The 2,719-nt window shown below is 52.7% G+C and carries 1 protein-coding gene and 1 pseudogene; one reads left to right on the plus strand and one right to left on the minus strand.

Annotated elements, in window-relative coordinates:
- The first annotated feature begins 300 nt into the window (after positions 1-300).
- Positions 301-2,478, plus strand: a complete 2,178-nt coding sequence (locus B7444_RS15545) for a TonB-dependent siderophore receptor (RefSeq protein ID WP_261766725.1) — start codon at positions 301-303, stop codon at positions 2,476-2,478.
- On the opposite strand, the pseudogene B7444_RS15550 reads toward B7444_RS15545, so the two are convergent.
- Positions 2,475-2,719 (minus strand): annotated as a pseudogene (locus tag B7444_RS15550) (IS481 family transposase); the annotation flags it as partial. The gene B7444_RS15545 and the pseudogene B7444_RS15550 overlap by 4 nt on opposite strands.

The raw sequence follows: 2,719 nt of genomic DNA on the forward strand, positions 1-2,719 counted from the left end.
CTCGGACAGCAAAAACATGTCACTCACTGGCTCACCCTCCATCGCTAAACCTGTGAATCACAACGCTTCGCTCAGTTCAATAAATGAACAGGTCCTGAGCCTAGGCAAGATATGCCCTCGATTATTTTATAAAGTTCAGGTAAAAATTAATGTTGATAAATAGAGATATTTTGTGACGTTTCATGTCTTTTTAAGGAAATAACGTATTTGTTACTATGGTTATTGTGCGACTGAGAATCGTTTGCATAATTAAAGTTTGTTCCTATTGTGCCCTGCATTAACGTGTGGGTGAGGATGACAATGCGTGTAGCTCTACTAGCTTCCACGTTGCTTATTGTACCAGTTTGTGGCTTCTTTCCTGCTAGTGCGCAGGATATTTTGAAAAACAAAGACGACAAGGATAAGCCACTTGGAAAAATACAAAGTAGCAACAAAACGACCGAGCATGTGGAGGTTGTGGGAAAACGAAGTATTCAACCTTCGGAACAAAACGGATCACTAACGGTTCAGGCAACAGCGGTAGCCACTCATCTTCCATTAACGTTGCGGGAAACTCCACAATCTGTAACCGTGATAACGCGGCGGTTTTTGGACGATTTCACACTGCAAAACGCCAATGACGCTTTAAGCCATGCAACTGGGATTACTGTCCAACGCGTAGAGACGGAGCGCACCTACGTTTCGGCACGCGGGTTCGATGTTTCCAACTATCAGTATGATGGCATTGGCCTGCCTTTTGCACAGGGGACACAGACAGGGGCCATTGATACCGCCGTTTATGACAGCGTAGCCGTCTTGCGTGGGGCGAACGGGCTCCTGTCTTCCACGGGAAATCCGGCAGCGACGGTAGATTATACCCGCAAACGCGCGACGCGGGATTTCCAGGCCAGTGTGGAGGGCACTGTGGGGTCATGGAACAAGCGTCGTGTGGTGGGGGATATTTCAGGCTCTCCCCTTGCGTCCGGACGGCTGCGAGGGCGCCTGGTGGCGGTTTATGAAAATGGCGACTCCTACCTGGCGCGGTATTCGCAGGAAAAAACGGTTGTCTACGGGACCATCGAAGGCGATCTGGACGCCTATACCACAGTGCGGCTGGGCTATACTTGGCAGCAGAACAACCCCAACAGCTCTATGTGGGGGGCATTGCCGCTCTATTATACAGACGGTTCGCCCACGCGTTACAGCCGTTCAACGTCCACGGCATCAGACTGGTCCTACATGAACAACCGGGATTCCCAGATGTTCGCGGATATCAGCCGCCGGATTGGCTCTGACTGGAGCGTACGGCTCTATGCCTTTCATCGTGTCATGCAGACGGACGGGAACCTGTTCTATGCGTATGGCACGCCAGACAGGGAAACGGGGCTGGGACTATACAGCTACCCATCGCGCTATACCGGGTCTGAAAGTCAATGGATCGGGGATCTGTCCACGACCGGAGCATTCCGGCTGGGCGGGCGTATGCATCAGCTTGCATTCGGCGTCAATGCCGCGTCTTCTCGCACGCGTCAGCTTTCCAACTATTCCGCCGATATCGGGACGGCGCTTCCCGCCCTTGAAGGCTGGAGCGGCAATTATCCGCAGCCGCCTTTCACGGCGTATGATGAAACCGCTGGTTTCACCCAGACACGCGAAAGCCTGTATGGCGTGCTGCGGCTGAACCCGTTCCGTAATGCCCATCTGTTCGGAGGGGTCAATCTGACCCATGCGGAAAGCAATGGTGCAAGCTATGGTGTGGCCAGCAACTACTCCGCGACACGGCCAAGCCCTTATGCCGGATTTACGTATGATTTCCTGAAACACTATACATTCTACGTCAGTTATTCGAAAATTTTCAATCCGCAGAGCGAACTGGATGCCAGTCGAAAAATTCTGGGTCCGGTCAACGGGGATAATCTGGAAGGTGGTGTAAAGGCGGCATGGTTTGACAACCGGCTCAATGTCTCGCTGACCGGATTTCACGTGCATCAGAACCATCTGGCGGATTTCGCAGGCTACTTCTCTGACGGCCAGAGTTACTATCGCACCATCAACGCACAATCCGCTGGAGTGGAGTTCGATATTTCCGGCCAGTTGACGCGCAGCCTGCAAATTATGGCGGGGGGCACACTGATGAAGATTTATGACGAGGATGGCGACCCGGTTCGCACCTATGTGCCCCGGCAGACGCTGCATGGCGCCATAACGTGGCAGGTGCCCTATGTGCCGCATCTGCGTGTGGGGACGAATATCACCTGGCAGGGCCGCATCTGGCGAGACCAGGGCGTGCTTTCAACCTCGGGAAACGAGATTGTTACACGCCAGCACAGCTATGCGCTGGTTGATCTGATGGCCCATTATGATCTGGGCAGACACTGGCAGTTTACGGGCAACCTGAACAATGTCAGCAGCCATAAATATTTGACGTCTCTTTATTGGGATCAATCTTATTATGGTGCACCCTTTTCTGGAAGCTTCACGTTAAGACACCAGTTCTAACTGTCAGGTTGTGAGACGTCATTGGCGTAAATCATGATGCGATCTACATCGTTCATGATTTCTGCGTCCTTGACGGGTTTGTGGCGTCGATTGCGGAGACCTGGTTGTTGCAGGAGGCGCTCGGCCACTTTTGCAGCAGGTGCAAGCCCGTTCAACACCCGCTGTCGGCGTTGGTTGTAGGCGTGATTGAAACCACGCAGCAGGGCTTCAAGATCTGCGTGGTGCGCGACGTTGATCGGCA

It is taken from the genome of Gluconobacter thailandicus F149-1 = NBRC 100600 (assembly GCF_000964465.1).
Classification (GTDB): domain Bacteria; phylum Pseudomonadota; class Alphaproteobacteria; order Acetobacterales; family Acetobacteraceae; genus Gluconobacter; species Gluconobacter thailandicus.

Bases quoted from the DNA above. Each gene is read 5' to 3' on its own strand.
- B7444_RS15545 (WP_261766725.1), top strand. From the start codon at position 301: ATGCGTGTAGCTCTACTAGCTTCCACGTTGCTTATTGTACCAGTTTGT.